This is a genomic window from Aquirufa sp. A-Brett2-15D, assembly GCF_054558735.1.
This window is the reverse complement of sequence record NZ_JBSKFT010000001.1, coordinates 681,840-698,809: the sequence shown is the minus strand read 5'-3', so window position 1 is coordinate 698,809 and position 16,970 is coordinate 681,840. Positions and strand designations below refer to the sequence as shown.

Below are 16,970 nucleotides of genomic sequence, written 5' to 3'. Positions count from 1 at the left end.
TCCGGAGGAAACATTTCTGAAATCATCCCCGCAGGGGATTCTAACTCTGCTCTTTGAACTTTGCTCTTTTAACTTTGATTCTGAAGGCAAACCATCCTCACAAACCGATAAACAGCCTGCGTGCCCACACTGGTACTCCGCGAGTCCGTTGTCGCCGGGAAAGGTCCACCATGGACCATCGCACCAGAAACTTCGACGCCTGTGGGGAAACCGTTAAATAACAATCGTCCTACTTTTTGCAATAAGGCATCTATGAGATCTTCCGAAATTTCATTTTTAGTTCCGTGAATAGTTCCCGTTAATTGTCCGTCTATAGATTCGATGAAGCTTAACAACTCCATTTCATCTTCTACTACTATGGCGACAGTACATGGCCCGAAAACCTCTTCTAAAATCTCGCGATTTGCGGTGGCAGCATCTGCTACAAACAAGGCCGGGGAGGGTAAATCACGGGTTGTTAATTTTTTAGAATTTTTAGCCAGATTTGAAACGCCGGCAGCATAGGCATCAGCGATTCCGGGTGTTAAAAATGTTCCTAAAGGTAATTTATCTAATTCCGAGGCAAGCAAATCGAGGAAGCCCGCGTCTTTTTTCTGTAAAATAAGTAAGCCAGGATTGGTGCAAAACTGTCCTACACCCATGCAAACTGAACCAGCAAGTGCGGCAGCTAAGGCGGTTGGATTTTCGGCGATTTTTTGGGACAAAAGTACCACTGGATTCACACTACCCATTTCAGCATAGACAGGAATGGGATGAGGTCTACGAACAGCAAGGTCATAAATAGCTTTTCCGCCGCGATACGAACCTGTAAATCCTACCGCTGAAATGTCTAGGTGCTGTACTAAATGAGATCCTACTTCGTGAGATGAACCATGAATTAAAGCGAAAACTCCAGCGGGTAAACCACAAGAGGCTACTGCTTTGGAAATAGCGGAACCCACTAAATCCCCTGTTTTAGGGTGTGCAGGATGTGCCTTGAAAATGACAGGGCATCCGGCAGCTAACGCAGAAATGGTATCTCCACCGGCCACTGAAAAAGCTAATGGGAAGTTGCTGGCACCAAAAACGGCGACTGGGCCTAGAGGGATTTGGGTTAAAAATAAATCTGGTTTAGGTAAAGGAGCGCGATCTGGCATGGCTGGATCATGGATCTCCTTTTTCCAGGCGGGATTCGAGATGAAATCAGCAAAAGCCTGGATTTGACCTGTAGTACGACCTCTTTCGCCAGTAATTCTGGCTTCTGGAAGATGAGATTCCGAACAAGCTGTTTGGATTAATTCGTCACCTAAAGCGAGAATTTCGCGGGAAATGGCTTGTAGAAACGTAGCGCGATCTGAATCCGAAATTCGGCGATATATAGGAAAAGCAGCTTTCGCTGCAGCAATGGCTGAGTCAATTTCTGAAAGGGTGGCGTCTGTATAATTCATTAGGCTACGGTGTTAATTAAGGTTCCAATGGGTTCAATTGTAATGTGAATGGTATCTCCAGCTTGTAAGGTGAAGGGTGGATCTGGAACGATACAAGTGCCTGTCATCAAGTAAACGCCAGTCGGGAAGGACATTTCGCGGGTTAAATAGTCGATTAATTCAGCATGCGAACGCTTCATTTGGGAGATTTCGATGTCCCCTTGGAAGACGCTTTGGCCGTTTCTGTGAATTTCCATCACGATGACAGTGTTAGGTGCTAAAGGAGTTTCCGTCACTAATAAGCAGGGTCCGAGGCCGGCAGCTGCGTCATATACTTTGGCCTGAGGCAAATACAAAGGGTTTTCGCCTTCGATATCTCGTGAACTCATGTCGTTTCCGATGCTATAGCCGGCTAATTCACCGTGCTTATTGACGAAAAGTGTCAATTCAGGTTCAGGTACATTCCAAAGTGAATCCTTTCGAATCCGCACCTTTCCGCCAGAGCCGACAGAACGCAAACGATTTCCCTTGTAAAATATCTCCGGACGAACGGCGTCGTATACCTTATCGTAAAATGTGTCGCCACCCGACTCTTTGGATTCTTCCATGCGAGCCACTTTGCTGCGCAGATAGGTCACTCCAGCCGCCCAAATTTCTTGCGAATCGATAGGGCAGAGGGTATTTTCGATTTTGGCCTGAACACCATGTAAGAGATGCATCGAGCAAACCTCAAATAAATTCTTTTGATTAATGAAATCATCCCAGTTTCCGGGTACAGAACAAACCAGTCCTTGCTGATTCTGCAATTGAATTCCGGTGGTAGTTAAATAGATTTTTATGCTGTTCATAGGTTATTTAAAGAGGCATCAATCTCCGCTGCGTGGCGAGATGGATAGGTCAATTCATAGGTACAAAGATTATCAATTACTTGATTTACTATTTGAATCGGATGTTTTTTGCAAATTTTCATCACTTCATTCAGCTGTGCATAGGAAAATGTGAGGCTGCGAAGTAACATAGGCTCTTTCTCATAAATTTCCGCTTGAGCTAAGGCATCGATCGCCCCTTCTTTATAGGCGTGAATGAGTCCGGGAACCCCGAGTAAAGTTCCGCCAAAATACCGGACCACAGCAACTAAAATATAATGCACATTTTGGGATAAAATAGTATTCAAAATGGGCTTTCCTGCGCTTCCTGAAGGTTCGCCATCGTCATTTGACCGAGCATCCTCTGGAGTAAATCCTAAGCGATAGGCATAACAAATATGTCTCGCTTTCGGATGTGCTTCTTTTAAGGAAGCTAAATGGCTTTTGATTTCTTCCAAATCTTTCACCGGATATGCCCAACTGATGAATTTACTTCCTTTATCTTTGTAAAGTCCTTCAGCAGGTTTCGCGATGGTGAGATAGGAGTCGGGTATCGATGACATGAGGATAAATTTAAGCTAAGCCATGCACAATAACTATTATTTTCTACGGATTTTATCGAGCCATTTAAGGCAGATATTGATGTATGCGCGCTTAAAACAGTGTTTTTCGCAGGATAAAGACGAATTAGTTTTGGGTTTTGAACGCCAAAATGGCGATGATTTCTATATCAAATGCTCCCTAGGACCCCAATTCTCCAGTCTTCAGTTTCCAGAATCCTTCCATCGAGCTGGTCGAAATTCCATTGATCTTTTCTCTGATTTATTGTTAGCGGAAGTGCAGGAAGTAGAAATGTATGAGAATGAACGAGCCTTTGGAGTACATTTTTTAGGGAATTATGTGTTAGTTTTTAAACTTTTTGGCAATCGCGCTAACCTGATTTTATACCGCGATGGGGAATATGATTCTCAGTTCCAAAAGCGCCTTAAAAAGGACGATGAGCTTTTATTAAGCTCCATTTCTCGTAAGATTGATCAAAGTTTTGAAGCTTTTCAGGAAGCCGATGGCGACTATTTTCCCTTGTTTCCGACACTCGGTAAAGAAGGTCAAGCCTGGCTTGCGCTTCAGGGATTTGAGCAGGCGAACCTAAAAGATCGCTGGGCATTATTGCAAAAGATGCTTTCTATTCTAGAAGAGGGGTCTTTTTATGTGATGTCCACGCCTAAAGGAATTGGTTTTACTTTATTCCCACCTTCCTCTGAACCGCTTTTTCATTCGACAGATCCCATTGCCGCGCTGAACCAATTTTATTTACTGCATTATTCGGTAGGGGAGTTTACGAGGGAAAAAAGACAGGTGCAGGATGGTTTAGAAAGGAATTTAGCCAAATCCCTTTTGTATTTACAAGAATTGGAGAAACAGAGGGTGATACGGGAGACCAATGTGCCTTTTGAAGAGATAGGTAATATTTTAATGGCTTATTTGCATTTAATACCTTCGGGGGAATCAAAGGTGACTTTGGAAGACTTCTATCGAAATCAGCCCATTACAATTAAGTTAAATGCGACGTTAAGCCCAGCAGCGAATGCCGAGAATTATTATCGAAAGGCGAAGAATTTCTCCAAAGAATTAGCGCATTGGGAAGAAAATATTTCCCGAAAGCAGCAAGAAATTGCTGATTTACAAACGAAATTAGCGGCTTTGGAATTAGTGGAAACGCGCAAAGGCTTAAAGCCTTATTTGCAAGTCACTGTAGCAAAGAATGCAACGGAGGAATTGCCATTTAAGCAGTTTGAGGTAGAGGGTTGGGCGATTTGGGTGGGCAAAAATGCTAAAAATAATGATCTACTAACTCTGAAATATGCAAAGAAACAAGATATCTGGTTGCACGCTAGAGACGTGTCAGGTTCACATGTGATTATTCGTAATCCCCAGAATCGTACGGTTCCAGCCTTCGTCATCGAAAAGGCGGCAAGCTTAGCGGCTTATTTCTCCAAAAGACAAACAGAATCGCTCTGCCCCGTGATAGTTACCTCTAAAAAATTCGTACGAAAAACGAAGGATTTACTTCCCGGTATGGTGATCGTGGATCGAGAAGAAGAGGTAGTTTTAGTGAAACCAGAGCTTTGGGATTAGCACAATTCCGATAAAAACCTTAATTTAGACAATTAAAGACCAAAAATTAACTACAAAACTCTATGCAATCAAACGGTTTACAAACACTAGATTACCTCGTTTTCCTATTTTATTTCGTGGTAGTAGCAGGTTACGGCTATTGGATTTACAACAAGAAAAAATCCGAATTATCTGATTCAAATGACTTCTTTTTAGCCGAAGGTTCTTTAACCTGGTGGGCAATTGGTGCTTCATTAATCGCCTCTAATATCTCTGCAGAGCAATTTATTGGTATGTCAGGAAACGGTTTTAGATTAGGTCTAGCCATTGCGACATACGAGTGGATGGCTGCGGCAACGCTGTTAATCGTGGCGATTTTCTTCATGCCTATTTATTTGAAGAACAAAATCTTCACAATGCCTCAGTTCCTGTCCCAACGTTACTCGCCTACGGTGAGTTTAATCATGGCTGTTTTCTGGTTAATGTTATATGTGGCCGTTAATTTAACCTCTATATTATATTTAGGAGCCCTTGCGATAACAACTATTTCGGGAATTGACATGCAACTTTGTATGATCGGAATGTCTATTTTTGCCGTGCTTATCACCTTGGGAGGCATGAAAGTAATTGGATATACGGATGTTATTCAGGTGTTCTTTTTGATCTTAGGAGGTCTTGCGACCACCTATTTAGCTTTGCAAATGGTTTCTGATCACTTCGGTGGTGAAGGTATGATGAGCGGTATGAGTCATTTATTGACAAAAGCGCCTGAACACTTCCACATGATTTTAAACAAGGACAATGCCAATTATCCATCTCTTCCAGGTTTAACGGTGTTAATCGGGGGTATGTGGATTATCAACTTGAACTATTGGGGTTGTAATCAATACATCACACAGCGCGCTTTAGGAGCTGATCTTCCTACAGCACGTAAGGGTATCTTATTTGCGGCATTCTTAAAATTATTAATGCCTATCATCGTGGTTTTACCCGGTATCGCTGCGTATTTATTGCACAAGGATGGCATGTTTCAACAGGAAATGTTAAAAGATGGCGTAATCAATCAAGACAGTGCTTATCCTGTGTTATTGAACTTGTTGCCAGCTGGTTTAAAAGGACTTTCATTTGCGGCTTTAACGGCTGCGGTGGTTGCTTCGATGGCAGGTAAAGCGAATTCGATTTCAACGATTTTCACTTTGGACATCTACAAAAAATACTTAAATACGAACGCTACAGAGAAGCAATTAGTTTCAGTGGGTCGTATCGCCATTATAGGTGCGATGGTATTAGCGATTGTTATTGCTCCATTTATGGGTATTGATAAAAAAGGAGGCTTTGAATTCATTCAAGAATATACGGGTTATGTTTCTCCCGGTATTTTTGCCTTGTTTATTTTAGGATTCTTCTGGAAGAGAACGACTTCGAATGCGGCTTTATTTGCCTTAATCGGAGGTGTAACCTTCTCTATTCTAACCAAATATATTCCAACTTGGACTGGCGTAAATGATTGCATGTTCTACACGGCCTTTTTAGATGGTGATGTGTACATGATTCCATTTATGGACCGCATGGGCTGGGTGTTTATTTTCTGCGTGGTTTCAATGGTGATTATTTCATTAGCTGATCCTGCTAGCAAGAATAACCCTAAAGGTTTAGAGATTGATGCCAAAATGTTCAAACTCGAGCCGTCCTTCATTTTTGGAGCGGTCGTTGTGGTGATGGCGATTGTGGCTTTGTATACCTACTTCTGGTAAAAATTTCAGGTAAGCGTTTTAAAATTGTGCTGTGCAATAATTTTGTAAACGCTTACCTGAAAATTTTTCTGTGGACTCATTGACTTCTAAAACTTAAAGCACAAAGCATAAAGCACAAAGAATAAAGTAGGAATCCCCTTCGGGGATGACTTTAGAATTGTTTTTTAATTGACTAAGCTGCGAAGCAGCGACTCATTGACTAAGCTGCGCAGCAGCGACTAAGACGAAGTCGACTAAGTCACAAAGTGACGACTAAGTTGCGAAGCAACGACTCATTGACTAAGCTGCGAAGCAGCGACTCATTGACTAAGCTGCGAAGCAGCGACTACATCAATAAACCATGCTCATCAAACTACTCAAAAATAGATCTGATATTGGTGCGGGTACGCGGGGCTCAGATATGGGAATTGATGCATTAGAAATTGCAGCAATAAACCAGGAAGATGATTTTTTTCATCGACACCTTTTTGAGGACATCGCTACTCACAATGAAACTATTTACCAGAAGAATACGAATAGTTTTGCCAAAAGAATAGAGCATGTACAGCAGCAATGCGATCGGGTATGTAATTCAGTGGCAAATAATTTACAACAGGGCTATTTTCCGCTAGTATTATCTGGCGATCATTCATCAGCCCTAGGGGTCATTAGCGGTATTAAAAAAGCTTATCCCGAAAAGAAATTAGGGGTAATTTGGATTGACGCACACGCAGACTTACACTCCCCCTATACATCTCCCTCCGGAAATATTCATGGAATGCCCTTAGCTGCAGCCATGCATCTAGATAATTTAGACTGTAGCGTAAATCAAGTTTCAAAAGAAACAGTTGAATCGTGGCAGGAATTAAAAAATATTGGTGTTTTGGGTCCTAAAATGGCGCCTGAACATGTAGTGTATTTTGGTTTACGAGATTTTGAATATGCGGAAGAATTTCTTTTAAATCAGTTAGGTATCATGCATTTCAAAGTGGAGGAAATGCGAAATTTCGGAATTGAAAATTCCGTTCAAAAAGCCATCCGCCAGCTAGAAACTGCCGATATTATTTTCATTTCTTTTGACGTAGATTCCCTTGATTGTGATCAAATATCCTATGGCACGGGAACTCCGGTGAAATCGGGCTTTAGTGCTGAAGAAGTTTCTACACTTCTTGAATTGGTTATTTCGACCGGGAAAGTAATTTGTCTAGAAGTAGCAGAAATTAATCCACTTCTAGATAATAAGGGGAATAAAATGGCTGAAACGGCTTTTAGTATTTTGGCCAAAGTGGAGAAGCAAATAACTCAATAGGCAAAAATCAAAGTTCAAAGAGCAATGTTCAAAGAATATAAATTAAACATTTCTGAATGTATTCCCGTAGGGAATTCTAGCTTTGAACTTTGAACTTTGCTCTTTGAACTTTTATTTCCGGAGCTTTATAAAACGAAACGCGTTTTATAAGGCTCCGGAAATAATCGCCTCCACCACACCCGGATCCAGCAAAGTAGACGTATCCCCTAGGCTACCAAATTCTCCCTCAGCCACTTTGCGTAAGATCCGACGCATAATTTTGCCAGATCGGGTTTTAGGTAGACCAGTGACAAATTGAATCTTATCAGGTTTCGCTATGGGTCCTATGACGCGGGTTACGGTGGCCAAAATGTCTTTGCGCATTAGACTGTCATTCTCCGGCATATGCTCACAGATGACATAGGCATAGATTCCTTGTCCTTTGACATCATGTGGAAAACCGACAACAGCTGATTCTACTACGCCTGTGTGCATATTGATAGCATTTTCCACTTCAGCCGTGCCTATGCGGTGACCTGAGATGTTCATTACATCGTCTACGCGCCCAGTAATTCGGTAATAACCATCTTCATCCCTCATGCAGCCATCCCCAGTGAAATATAAGCCTGGATAAGTGGCAAAGTAGGTAGATTTGCAACGCTCATGGTCTCCATACGTAGTGCGGATGATTCCAGGCCAAGGGAATTTGATACATAAATTTCCATTTACATTATTTCCTTCAATTTCCTTGCCGTTTTCGTCTACTAAGATAGGTTGAACGCCAGGCAATGGTAAAGTCGCGTAGGCAGGCTTTAATGGCGTAATTCCAGCGATGGGGGAGATCATGTGCCCTCCAGTCTCCGTTTGCCACCAGGTATCGACGATGGGGCAATTGCCGTGACCTACTTTGTCATTATACCAATGCCAGGCTTCTTCGTTCAAAGGCTCGCCTACAGATCCTAAAACGCGCAAGGAGCTTAGGTCTTTGTTCGTGACAAACTCATTACCCATGCCCATGAGTGACCTGATGGCGGTAGGTGCCGTGTAGAATATATTGACTTGATGTCTTTTTATGATGTCCCAAAAACGCCCAGCATCAGGATAAGTAGGCACTCCCTCGAAAAGTACAGAAATGGCTCCGTTTAAAAGTGGACCATATACTAAATAGGAGTGACCCGTAATCCAACCAATATCCGCGGTGCAAAAATAGACTTCACCGGGGTTATATTGGAATACATTTGCAAAAGTATAAGCGGTATAAACCATGTAGCCCCCGCAGGTATGAACCACGCCTTTGGGCTTCCCTGTGGATCCTGAAGTATATAAAATAAATAAGGGATCCTCGGAATTCATGATCTCTGGTGCGCATGTATCAGCAGCCTCATGTTCTGCCTCATCCCACCAAATATCCCGGCCCTCTAACATAGCTACAGGGGTATTCGTACGACGTTTCACGATTACTTTTTCTACTGATGGACAAAGTGCTATGGCGTCATCCACCGTTTCCTTCATCGGGATCATTTTGTTTCCTCTAAGGGCTCCATCCGTTGTCAGGATCACTTTGCAGGCTGAATCATTGATTCTGTCTGAGATAGATTGGGCAGAAAATCCGCCAAAAACCACGGAGTGAATGGCCCCAATTCGAGCACAAGCTAAAACAGCAATGGCTAATTCAGGGATCATGGGCATGTAAATACATACGCGATCGCCTTTTAGAACGCCTTGAGATTTTAAGACATTGGACATTTTGCAAACTCGTGCGTGCAGTTCGCGATAAGTCAAGGTTATGGCTGCATCACTGGCCTCATTAGGCTCGTAGATAATGGCTGCTTGATCTGGTATCGTGCTTAAATGACGATCTAGGCAATTTGTTGTGATATTTAATTGACCATCTTCAAACCATTTGACCGAATAATCGTTAAAATTCCAATTCAATACTTTTGTGAATGGCTTAGACCATTCAAATTCATTCGCGATGCCTGCCCAAAATTTTTCGGGCTCCTGCACGCTTAATTCATACGTTTTTTGGTAGTCTACTAGGTCTTTAATTCTCATAATTTAAATTTTATCAAATTCTCCATGAAAGGCATAAAAGCCAAAAAGGCTCATGCCGATCGAAATTAATGGGGCTAAAACGAAGGTATAAATAATGGCAGGAACTAGGTCATTCCCACCTTTGGCCCATAAAGGAACCGCTTGAAAATAAATCAAATAAATGCCAGCACCGATTCCTAAACCGATCCAAACTATTCCCAAAATACGTTTTAATAGGTTCATAATTATGCTTTTCTATCTGATTTGATATAAATAATTCCAATTACTACACAGACGCTAATGAGGGCAATCGGGTAGTTTAATCCTTCTAAATAAGGCTTTTCAAAGCCACCAGCTGCGCTTGCATTAGAAACCAGAAAAGTGGCAATAGCAGGCATTAATCCGCCAAAAACGCCATTGCCAATATGATAGGGAAGGGACATCGACGTATAGCGAATTTTAGTAGGAAACATTTCCACTAAAAAGGCGGCGATAGGCCCATAAGCCATAGTTACGAAAGAAATAAGGCAAAAAACATAGCCTATCAAAATCCATTGATCCGTCTTATTAATTTTAATGGTGATTTTAGACTCCGTTTTCTCTGTTGAAATCTCTGTGATGACATTCTTGTAAGAGCTTCCATCTGTAAAATCCTTCGAAATCGTGGTTGTTTTACCGCTAAGAATCATCTTTCCTGAACCAGGAACCACTGTTTTATTCGTAATATCTACTGTTTTATACATTTGGTCAAAAATAGGACGATAAGAGAATACCGCGATAATCATTCCTGCCATCATAATGCCCTTTCTACCAATTTTATCAGATAAAGCACCAAAAAAGATAAATAAGGGGGTTCCCAATAATAGCCCTATGACTAAAATAGTATTGGTTTGAATATCATCCAGATTACAGATTTTTAAAAGGAAAGTCTGCGCATAAAATTGTCCGGTATACCAAACCAATCCTTGTCCCATTGTAGCTCCAAACAACGCTAAAAGGACATATTTTAAATTTAATTTATTGCCAAAAGATTCTTTTAACGGGTTTTTGCTGATTTTCCCCTCCGCTTTTGCCTGAGCAAACATGGGTGATTCCTCCATATTTTTACGGATCAATAAAGAAACTAAAACCATCACAATAGAAACTAGAAAAGGAATTCGCCAGCCATAGTCATCAAATGCCTCCTTACTTAAAGACGCTCTAGTTGCCATAATAACTGCTAGCGAAATGACTAAACCCAAAGTAGCTGTTGTTTGAATCCAAGAGGTAAAAAATCCCCGTCTCTCTGGAGGTGCATGTTCAGCCACATAGGTTGCCGCACCGCCATATTCTCCTCCTAGGGCAAGCCCTTGCAATAAGCGCAAGGTTAATACTAAAATGGGCGCCCAAGCCCCGATGGTGGCATAAGAGGGGATCAAACCAATGGCGAAGGTTGCCCCGCCCATCAGCATTAGGGTCACCATAAACGTATACTTTCGACCTATTAAATCACCTAATCGACCGAAGACTAATGCGCCAAAGGGTCTAACGACAAAACCGGCGGCAAAAGTGGCTAAGGTGTTTAAAAAGGCGGCAGTTGGATTATCTGTTGGAAAAAATTTTGTCGATAAAACTGTAGCTAAACTTCCGAAAATATAGAAATCGTACCACTCAATTAAAGTACCCACAGACGACGCGCTAATGATATACGCGAGGCTTTGTTTTTTGGTAGTCATTATTATTAAATAGGTTTTAACAAATCTACTATTTTCGCCTTAATTCTGCTAAATTTGACCTAAATATCTTGTCTATGTTTAACGAAACGCAACGTTTTACCCAGTGGTGGTTATGGCTTATTCTCATAGGAGTTTGGGCTTCCATGGTTTATTCGATTGTAACTGCACCTTCGCAAACAGATGCAGCCGCTTATGTGTCTTTTGGAATAGGTATTTTGTTGCCGCTACTTTTCTGGCAGATGAAATTAACTACGCGTATCACGCAGGAAGGTATTTATGTCCGCTTTTTCCCGTTTCATTTCAAGGAAAAATTCTTTGACTGGGATTCCATTTCAGCTAGCTATGTGAGAACTTATAGCCCTCTGTTAGAATATGGTGGCTGGGGAATTAAATATAGCTTTAAGGGCAGCGGTCTCGTGTACAATACCTCCGGAAATGTCGGCTTACAATTGAATTTTAAAGACGGCGAACCGGTATTAATTGGCACCCAAAAAGGGGAGGAGATCAATGCCAAATTAGTCGAGATGGGACGTTTAATCGAATCTGTTAAATAAAAGGCGTATCTTTGCGCCACATTATGAGGATGTTTGTTATTATTTCATTGCTCATAACACATCTTTATACATTTTTATGTCATTCGAAGCATTACACCTCATTGAGCCTATTTTAAAGGCGCTCAAAGAAGAGGGTTATACTAATCCAACCCCTATTCAAGCTCAATCTATCCCTATCGTCCTTCGTGGAACCGATTTATTAGGTTGTGCCCAAACCGGAACTGGTAAAACAGCAGCCTTTACGCTGCCCATCATTCAACTTTTAGAGGAGAATAAATCCTTCCAAAAAAATAAGAAAGTGCGTGCCCTAATTGTTACGCCCACACGGGAGTTAGCGATTCAGATCGGCGAAAGCTTCCGGGCCTATGCACGTCATACGGATTTGAAATATGCCGTTATTTTTGGAGGTGTAGGCCAAAGTCCCCAAGTTTCAGCCATCCGCAGCGGCGCTGACGTGGTGATTGCAACTCCTGGTCGTCTTTTGGACTTAATGAACCAACGTTTATTATCCATCGCAGACGTAGAATACTTCGTTTTAGATGAGGCAGACCGCATGCTGGACATGGGTTTTATCCACGACGTGAAGAAATTATTAGCTGCTCTGCCGCACAAGCGTCAGTCCCTATTCTTCTCGGCTACCATGCCCCCGGAAATTGTCAAATTATCCGGAAGTATCTTGCGTAACCCAGCCTCCGTATCTGTTACCCCCGTTTCTTCCACGGTCGAAATCATTAATCAATCCGTTTATTTTGTTGATAAAGGAAACAAGAATGATCTTTTGTTAGACATTTTGCAGGACACGTCGATTAAAACGGCCTTAGTCTTTACCCGTACGAAACACGGCGCGGACAAAGTGGTGAAGGTCTTATTAAAGGCAAGCATCAGAGCAGAGGCGATTCACGGGAATAAGTCCCAAAATGCCCGCCAAAGCGCCCTTAAAAACTTCAAAGCCCAAACTACCCGCGTACTTGTTGCTACCGACATCGCCGCTCGTGGTATTGATATTGATGAATTAGAATATGTAATCAACTTCGAATTATCGAACATCGCAGAAACCTATGTTCACCGAATCGGTCGTACAGGCCGTGCTGGTGCAAAAGGCGCCGCGATTTCCTTCTGTGATATCGAGGAGAAAGCGTATTTAAAAGATATTGAGAAATTAATCGGCAAAAAGATTCCAGTCGTGGAAGCGCACAAATATCCAATGCGGGTATTACACGTAGAAAAAGCGGCTAAAAAACCTCAAGGTCCACCCCGTAATGGCGGCGGCGGTAACGGTGCTCCCCGTTCAGGCGCTCCTGCAGCTGCTGACGCGAAGCCTCCTCGCTCTTTTGATAAAGCAAGCGCCGGCCGTAAATGGTATGGTAAGAAAAATACCTATTAATATTTGAAACCATCGAAAAAAATATTGCTCGTCATCGTAGGTCCCACGGCAGTCGGAAAGACCGCGCTTTGTGTTGATTTAGCGAAGCACCTACAGACGGACATTATTTCAGCTGATTCGCGTCAATTTTATCGTGAATTAGCCATCGGTACAGCTAAACCCTCCATAACTGAGCAGGGTGGCGTAAAACATCATTTTATCGATTCTCATTCCGTGGGGGAATATTTTACTCCAGGTGATTTCGAGCGTGAATCGACAAAGCTATTAAACACCTTGTTTAAAAAGCAGGATATTGTCATCGCCACCGGTGGCTCAGGATTGTATATCAAAGCACTTATCGAAGGATTGGATGAAATGCCAGAGGCAGATTTAGTTTTGAGAGAATCGCTGAATAATCGTTTGCAGCAAGAAGGTTTGTGGGCCTTGTTTTCAGAATTAAAGACCTTAGATCCAGATTATGCGGCAAAAGTAGATTCCAAAAATCCACAACGCGTGGTTCGGGCCTTAGAAGTTTGTTTGTCTACTGGAAAGCCCTACTCTGAATTTCGTTTGGCTACAAAACCCGAAAGACCTTTTCAAGTCATCAAGATTTGTTTAGAACGTCCTCGCGAGGAATTATATGCCCGAATTGATCAGCGTATGGATCAAATGTTAGCTGAGGGTTTGATGGAGGAAGCGAAGGCTTTTGAGGATAAGCAACATTTATATGCTTTGAAAACCCTAGGTTATAAGGAAATCTACGGATTTCTGAGAGGTGAATATAACGAGGAAGAAATGATCCGTTTATTAAAGAGAAATAATCGACATTATGCGAAGAAGCAAATGACTTGGTTTAGAAACCAAGATGAGTTTACTTACTTGCATCCTTCTAATGCCTTTGTGGAGATATTGAAGCGATTAGAGGCTTAAATAGGCTTCTAGGCCGCCTTCGAGGTGGTCGATATTTGTGAAGCCTTTGGCCTTCAATAATCGTAATGCAATTAGACTCTGCGTTCCATTGTAGCAGATAATCATCCACGATTTTTCGATTGAAATCTCCGCTATTCTTTCCAAAAGTACATCCAATGGAACGTGAAAACCTCCTAAATTAAAGTCGTCCCATTCTCTGTGCGTCCGTATATCTAGGAGGTTTAATTGATGTAATTCTTTTTTGAATTGCGACGCAATCATCTTAATATCCAGCTGCCTGCCACGCCACCATGCCGCCTAATACATTGCGTACATTTGTATAGCCTTCTGCTGTTAAATAGTCTTTTGCACGACCAGAACGAGCTCCTGAGCGGCAATGGATTAAAATCTCTTCATTTTTCAAATGAACCATTTCATCTAAACGATCTGGCAATTCACCTAAGGGAATTAATATAGCACCGATATTGAATTCATCAAACTCATATTCTTCGCGTACATCAAACAAATGTAAGGCTTCGCCTTTATCCATTCGCTCTTTTAATTCATCGATTGTAATATCCATAGTATTAATTATTTCCGTCACCTACTACCCAAACATCAATCGTATCTCCCGGATGAATACTCGTTCCGTCACAAGTCGAACATGTTTGTTTGAATACAGTTCCCGCTTCTAAATCACTATTAGCTTCATAGGTCACACGGCCTAATTTTAAATTCATTCCCGCTAAAATAATCGACACCTCGTCTATCGGCTTTCCGATCAAATCAGGTAATTCAATTTCCGCATCTGCCGTTCCATTTCCGATATACAAATCGACCTCCGTTCCTTTAGGGATACTATTTCCAGCCGCAATTTTACGTCCCAAAGCCTGCATATCAATCACCTCTTTCAATCTCGGATCATTTACCTGATGCACAATCCCTTTTTTCAATCCCGCAATGACCAATTGCTGTTCCGCACTTCTCACCGATAACCCTATTAGGTTAGGCATAGAGATCGTAGGGGGAGTTTCGGAATTAATGGTAATATATATTTTACGTCCTGATTTGACCAAAGCATTAGGCAATGGATACTGTGACAAAATAGTCAAAGGGGGCTTATTAGCTACAAAAGTGCAGTCTGATATCTCGAATTCAAGGTTATTCGCATCAACCGATTCCTCCATCTTATCCATCGTCAAACCTTTTAAATTAGGTACTTTGATAGTTTCTCCATGGTGAGTGCTCCAGGGTAAATAGACGAAAAAGAAACCAAAAAATAGCACTAAAAACAACGTCACCAGAATGGCTAGGTGTAGGTAAAAGTCCTTTTTTGATTTAGTTGAAATGATTGCCATGGAGCGAAAAATCTTTTATAATGCAATTTACAAAATCTTATTAAAGCATAAAGCATAAAGCATAAAGAATAAAGTCAGTATTGCAGTAGTATGACCTAATATTTACATTAATCATCAAAAAGGAGCTTTTGCTTCCTTTTTGATCCCAACTTTATTCTTTATGCTTTATGCTCTATTCTTTTCAGACCACTCTCTACTCTGTTAAACAAAAAAGGGGCATGCGCCCCAATTTTGCAAATATCTCTACTCTATAATCTATACTCTATTATCTAAACACTGTCCACTGCCCACTGTCCACTGTCTAATACTTAAAAACCTTATCTCCCGCCATCACCTCTTGCGTTTTCTCATCAAAAGTAACGCGTTGTCCCGTGCGGTAAGCCGCATTTGACATGATAGTTGCGATAGAGTGTTGGTATCCAGCCTCGATAGGAGCATTAGGCGTTTTGCGAGAACGAACACATTCCATCCAGTTTTTCACGTGGTTGAAAGTTAGAACGTCTCCACCTGTATCTGCATCTGTAGCCACCTTTGCACCTTCGATTTTCATCGTAGGTAATAAGTTCGCTTGTAAGCCCATGGCTTTTGCCTCGCGCTCACGAAGTCCACCGTTTGGTGAGATTGTGTTTGTGTCTAAGTTTAGTTCACCTCCATTTGAGTAGTAAATTTCTTTTGTACCGCCTGCTGAATTAGAGAAGCGAGAGGTGAATTGAACTTGGAATCCTTTGGTTCCTTTGCCATAATCCATTACCACTGTCATGGTATCGGCATTAACACGACCATCATTCCATTGGTAAATTCCACCATTGGCTACAACTGAGTTTGGGTGTGAAAGACCTGAGAACCAGTGTACCGTATCGATTTGGTGCGACATCCATTGACCTGCAATTCCAGAAGAATAAGGCCAAAATAAGCGGTATTCTAAATATTTACGAGGATCAAATTTGTCAGCTGGACGGTTCATTAAGAAACGCTTCCAATCAATATCTGATTCTTTTAATATGCTCGTTAATTCGGGACGTCTCCAGCGAGCTGGTTGATTGACATTCCACATTAATTCGACCATTTTGATATCGCCAAACTTACCAGATTTAATGAATTCGTCTGCCGCCCAATAGTTCTCGCCAGAACGACGTTGTGATCCGATTTGAACGATTTTTTTAGAATCCTTTACGGCTTTTAAAACAGCACGGTTATCTTCCATGGTTTCTGCCAAAGGCTTCTCCGTATAGGTATCACAACCCGCTTTTACCGCCTCGATGGTGTGTAAAGCATGTTGAAAATCCGCTGTAGAAATAAAAACAGCATCAATTCCACCAGCAGCGTACAACTCTTCGTTGTTCCGGTAGGTCTTAATACTTCCACCCAATTCCTTCTCAAGATATGCTTTCCCTTCATCGCGTCTGCGGTTCCAAAGATCCGATAATGCGACCATCTCAAAGTTCATACCTTTAGCTAATGCCTTGAATGGTGGCACATGGGATGCGCGATGACGATCTGAAAAACCTACGCAAGCAACACGTACGCGGTCATTTGCGCCTAAAATCTTGCTATAAGATTTTGGACTAAATGCTAAAGTTCCAAGGGAAGCTAAAGCACCTTTGTGGATAAATTCTCTTCTTTCCATTG

General features: G+C 41.8%; 16 protein-coding genes. 6 read left to right on the top strand and 10 right to left on the bottom strand.

Features of this window, described 5'->3' with window-relative positions; translation table 11 throughout:
• Window positions 1-68 precede the first annotated feature (68 nt).
• The 3 genes from ACST14_RS03195 to ACST14_RS03185 are packed head-to-tail and all read right to left on the bottom strand — an operon-like array spanning window position 69 to window position 2,835.
• On the bottom strand, window positions 69-1,427 hold the full coding sequence (locus ACST14_RS03195) for an aldehyde dehydrogenase (NADP(+)) (protein WP_459460491.1): 1,359 nt from the start codon (window positions 1,425-1,427) through the stop codon (window positions 69-71).
• The gene (locus ACST14_RS03190; protein ID WP_459461248.1) at window positions 1,427-2,245 is read right to left on the bottom strand and encodes a fumarylacetoacetate hydrolase family protein; all 819 of its coding nucleotides are present in this window, start codon (window positions 2,243-2,245) and stop codon (window positions 1,427-1,429) included. Before ACST14_RS03190 ends, ACST14_RS03195 begins: the two co-directional genes overlap by 1 nt.
• A 5-nt stretch (window positions 2,246-2,250) precedes the next feature.
• A complete protein-coding gene (locus ACST14_RS03185) occupies window positions 2,251-2,835 on the bottom strand; it encodes an IMPACT family protein (RefSeq protein WP_459460489.1) in 585 nt (194 codons plus the stop codon).
• Between the two features lie 22 nt (window positions 2,836-2,857).
• Between ACST14_RS03185 and ACST14_RS03180 the strand changes: the two genes are divergently transcribed.
• From ACST14_RS03180 to rocF, 3 genes are all read left to right on the top strand, one after another.
• Window positions 2,858-4,408 carry an NFACT RNA binding domain-containing protein gene (locus tag ACST14_RS03180; RefSeq protein WP_459460487.1) on the top strand — a complete coding sequence of 517 codons (1,551 nt, stop codon included), beginning with the start codon at window positions 2,858-2,860 and terminating at the stop codon, window positions 4,406-4,408.
• A gap of 62 nt (window positions 4,409-4,470) precedes the next feature.
• On the top strand, window positions 4,471-6,141 hold the full coding sequence (locus ACST14_RS03175; protein WP_459460485.1) for a sodium/sugar symporter: 1,671 nt from the start codon (window positions 4,471-4,473) through the stop codon (window positions 6,139-6,141).
• 340 nt (window positions 6,142-6,481) lie between these two features.
• Complete coding sequence (gene rocF, locus ACST14_RS03170) at window positions 6,482-7,429, top strand: arginase (RefSeq protein WP_459460483.1); 948 nt, start codon at window positions 6,482-6,484, stop codon at window positions 7,427-7,429.
• Between the two features lie 144 nt (window positions 7,430-7,573).
• Here the strand turns inward: rocF and acs are convergent, their stop codons facing one another.
• Genes acs through ACST14_RS03155 form a run of 3 tightly spaced genes read right to left on the bottom strand, consistent with a single transcriptional unit; the run spans window position 7,574 to window position 11,157 of the window.
• Window positions 7,574-9,463, bottom strand: a complete 1,890-nt coding sequence (acs, locus tag ACST14_RS03165) for an acetate--CoA ligase (RefSeq protein ID WP_459460481.1) — start codon at window positions 9,461-9,463, stop codon at window positions 7,574-7,576.
• Between the two features lie 3 nt (window positions 9,464-9,466).
• Window positions 9,467-9,685 carry a DUF6814 family protein gene (locus tag ACST14_RS03160; protein WP_459460479.1) on the bottom strand — a complete coding sequence of 73 codons (219 nt, stop codon included), beginning with the start codon at window positions 9,683-9,685 and terminating at the stop codon, window positions 9,467-9,469.
• Window positions 9,686-9,687: 2 nt separating this feature from the next.
• Window positions 9,688-11,157: an MFS transporter gene (locus tag ACST14_RS03155; RefSeq protein ID WP_459460477.1), complete on the bottom strand. Its 1,470-nt coding sequence runs from the start codon at window positions 11,155-11,157 to the stop codon at window positions 9,688-9,690.
• 74 nt (window positions 11,158-11,231) lie between these two features.
• On the opposite strand from ACST14_RS03155, the gene ACST14_RS03150 reads away from it, so the two are divergent.
• The 3 genes from ACST14_RS03150 (at window position 11,232) to miaA (ending at window position 14,004) form a co-directional block, all read left to right on the top strand.
• Window positions 11,232-11,711, top strand: a complete 480-nt coding sequence (locus ACST14_RS03150) for a hypothetical protein (protein WP_459460475.1) — start codon at window positions 11,232-11,234, stop codon at window positions 11,709-11,711.
• A 76-nt stretch (window positions 11,712-11,787) separates the two neighbouring features.
• On the top strand, window positions 11,788-13,095 hold the full coding sequence (locus ACST14_RS03145; RefSeq protein WP_459460473.1) for a DEAD/DEAH box helicase: 1,308 nt from the start codon (window positions 11,788-11,790) through the stop codon (window positions 13,093-13,095).
• Window positions 13,096-13,098: 3 nt separating this feature from the next.
• Complete coding sequence (miaA, locus tag ACST14_RS03140) at window positions 13,099-14,004, top strand: tRNA (adenosine(37)-N6)-dimethylallyltransferase MiaA (protein ID WP_459460471.1); 906 nt, start codon at window positions 13,099-13,101, stop codon at window positions 14,002-14,004.
• Here miaA and ACST14_RS03135 read toward each other — a convergent pair.
• The 4 genes from ACST14_RS03135 to ACST14_RS03120 form a co-directional block, all read right to left on the bottom strand.
• Window positions 13,993-14,265 (bottom strand): rhodanese-like domain-containing protein, encoded by a 273-nt coding sequence (locus ACST14_RS03135; RefSeq protein WP_459460469.1) that lies wholly within the window; start codon window positions 14,263-14,265, stop codon window positions 13,993-13,995. The two genes, miaA and ACST14_RS03135, sit on opposite strands and share 12 nt — an antisense overlap.
• Window position 14,266: 1 nt before the next feature.
• Window positions 14,267-14,566 (bottom strand): rhodanese-like domain-containing protein, encoded by a 300-nt coding sequence (locus tag ACST14_RS03130; protein ID WP_459460467.1) that lies wholly within the window; start codon window positions 14,564-14,566, stop codon window positions 14,267-14,269.
• A gap of 4 nt (window positions 14,567-14,570) precedes the next feature.
• Entirely contained in the window at window positions 14,571-15,341 is a 771-nt protein-coding gene (locus tag ACST14_RS03125; protein ID WP_459460465.1) for a PASTA domain-containing protein, read from the bottom strand.
• A gap of 301 nt (window positions 15,342-15,642) precedes the next feature.
• Entirely contained in the window at window positions 15,643-16,968 is a 1,326-nt protein-coding gene (locus tag ACST14_RS03120) for a Gfo/Idh/MocA family protein (protein ID WP_459460463.1), read from the bottom strand.
• Window positions 16,969-16,970: the final 2 nt, after the last annotated feature.

Bases quoted from the DNA above. Each gene is read 5' to 3' on its own strand.
- ACST14_RS03180 (WP_459460487.1), top strand. From the start codon at position 2,858: ATGCACAATAACTATTATTTTCTACGGATTTTATCGAGCCATTTAAGG.
- ACST14_RS03175 (WP_459460485.1), top strand. From the start codon at position 4,471: ATGCAATCAAACGGTTTACAAACACTAGATTACCTCGTTTTCCTATTT.
- ACST14_RS03125 (WP_459460465.1), bottom strand. From the start codon at position 15,341: ATGGCAATCATTTCAACTAAATCAAAAAAGGACTTTTACCTACACCTA.
- ACST14_RS03120 (WP_459460463.1), bottom strand. From the start codon at position 16,968: ATGGAAAGAAGAGAATTTATCCACAAAGGTGCTTTAGCTTCCCTTGGA.
- ACST14_RS03150 (WP_459460475.1), top strand. From the start codon at position 11,232: ATGTTTAACGAAACGCAACGTTTTACCCAGTGGTGGTTATGGCTTATT.
- acs (WP_459460481.1), bottom strand. From the start codon at position 9,463: ATGAGAATTAAAGACCTAGTAGACTACCAAAAAACGTATGAATTAAGC.
- rocF (WP_459460483.1), top strand. From the start codon at position 6,482: ATGCTCATCAAACTACTCAAAAATAGATCTGATATTGGTGCGGGTACG.
- ACST14_RS03135 (WP_459460469.1), bottom strand. From the start codon at position 14,265: ATGATTGCGTCGCAATTCAAAAAAGAATTACATCAATTAAACCTCCTA.
- ACST14_RS03130 (WP_459460467.1), bottom strand. From the start codon at position 14,566: ATGGATATTACAATCGATGAATTAAAAGAGCGAATGGATAAAGGCGAA.
- ACST14_RS03145 (WP_459460473.1), top strand. From the start codon at position 11,788: ATGTCATTCGAAGCATTACACCTCATTGAGCCTATTTTAAAGGCGCTC.
- ACST14_RS03195 (WP_459460491.1), bottom strand. From the start codon at position 1,427: ATGAATTATACAGACGCCACCCTTTCAGAAATTGACTCAGCCATTGCT.
- ACST14_RS03160 (WP_459460479.1), bottom strand. From the start codon at position 9,685: ATGAACCTATTAAAACGTATTTTGGGAATAGTTTGGATCGGTTTAGGA.
- ACST14_RS03185 (WP_459460489.1), bottom strand. From the start codon at position 2,835: ATGTCATCGATACCCGACTCCTATCTCACCATCGCGAAACCTGCTGAA.
- ACST14_RS03155 (WP_459460477.1), bottom strand. From the start codon at position 11,157: ATGACTACCAAAAAACAAAGCCTCGCGTATATCATTAGCGCGTCGTCT.